Annotated in this window: 1 pseudogene; it reads right to left on the reverse strand. The window is 47.1% G+C overall.

Features of this window, described 5'->3' with window-relative positions:
* Positions 1-32: 32 nt before the first annotated feature.
* A pseudogene (locus tag CALK_RS13080) lies at positions 33-1837 on the reverse strand (hypothetical protein); the annotation flags it as partial.

The raw sequence follows: 1837 nt of genomic DNA on the forward strand, positions 1-1837 counted from the left end.
TCTCCTTTTTTTGTTCTTTAGTACGCACACAGTTACAAGGCGAGGGCTCGCACTGTTTTTTGAGCGTAGTCATTTGATATTCTCACAAAGTAGATACCTCGTGCAACACCATCAAAGGAGAGAGCATTCACACCTCTTTTGAGGCGTTGTCCTTCCATGGTCTGCAGGGTTCTTCCTGCGGCATTGACGAGGGCAATATTGTAATTACCTTCCTGAGAAACACCGAGGGAAAGTCGTCCATCAACAAAGGAGTGCACGGTCATATCCTGGAGATTATTTTGACCATTTTCAGCAATGATAGATGTTTCGGCACCCTTGAAAAGAGCGAAGTTTTGCACTGTTAGGGAGTGGTCCTGAGCTTCAAGGCCGTCGGTTAATACTTCAATCTCAATGCCGGTGATATCTTCGGTATCAATGGGGTCCCACTGAAATCCGGAAATACCAGCGTATTGATTTTGCTCAAAGGCCGTGAGAGGGATTTTACCACTATTTCTGAGGGAAGATCCCCCCACATGGCCGATAATAACTTCCCGCGCATCTCCCGATTGAGTGGCTAAACGTATTGCCAGGGGTGCTGTAGTTTGATAGTCAAAGCTTAGGTGGTCCAGGTCAGCAAAACTTCCGGGAGACGTATAGTAACGGTATCCTGTGTACTCCACATTATCCCCGTCACCATCGGCGTCAACGGAAATCTCAGCATCAATAATATCGCCAGTGAAGGAGTCTTGATTTGCCGAAGAATTGAGCTCTTCGTTTCGGAAGAATTCCCACGTTACTTCGAGTTGTTCCTCTTTTCCGATGGCTCTATTTTGTTCCATGGCCTTAATCTCTTCAATGAGTCGGTGTCCCGAAACAACATAGCATCCTTTTTGGTTGATGGCCCAGTCAAGATACTTCTCAAGGCTTGTGATACGATCTTCCCAGGTGTTCCATCCTTCTGTAACGTTTAGCCCGTACGATGGTGCATTGACATCGTTGAGCAAGGTAGCATTGTCATAAATGGGAGTGTAGTAGTCGGTATGTGCTCCGTACTGTATAGGGGCTTTGTTTCCTTCAAGGCGGAGATTTGTTGTGTTTTTCATGGTCTCCAGCCAAATTTCTTTTGTCATTCCCCACATAATGTACATATTGAAGTCAAATCCGGTAATTTTCCCGCCGGCTTGAGACCAACTTTCAAAGGTACCCATGTCTCCCCCGTCCAGGGCCGCATCGTTAATTTTTGTTCTATTATTCCAGACTTCTTGTCGGTATTCTTCTGGAACAATAAATGTGTTGACAGGAATTTGCCAAAGTCCTTGTGGTGTACTGTCAATATGTACATTCACCCCGATAAGTCTTTGGTATGATACGTTTGGAGATCCGTTGTCCATGGTGTAGGGCCAGAGGAAATTTGTACCGTCTCGATGCTGTTCATACCCTTCTTCAAGGCCACAGTCGTACTGATATCCCGCTTCTGCCAGAGCGTAGTAAAGGTTGGAATTTACCTCAAGACGAGGCGCGCGGAAGGCGTGGAGATTTCCCTGTGGTACAGAGAGTCCCAAGTGGACATCCAGCTCTCGCTCGCCCAGTTCAATAGCACCGGCCCACGCTTCTTTGCTGATGTATCTTCCCGCTTGAATCCGCCAGCCCATATATTGCCAGATATTACCTTCACGCTGGCCGAATTGTTCTGCCTGATTGGTAATTTGTCCCCAGGGGAGTGTATCGATATTCTGTGTTCCTCGACCTTCGCCACCCCAGAGACCAAAGCCATCTTTAAATGCTTGTCCACCTTCTCCGGGAAGGGCTGATATTGGTTCGCCAGCTTTGTAGGGAAGGGGAGAATTCGATTCCATAT

The sequence above is a fragment of the Chitinivibrio alkaliphilus ACht1 genome (genome assembly GCF_000474745.1).
Lineage (GTDB): Bacteria > Fibrobacterota > Chitinivibrionia > Chitinivibrionales > Chitinivibrionaceae > Chitinivibrio > Chitinivibrio alkaliphilus.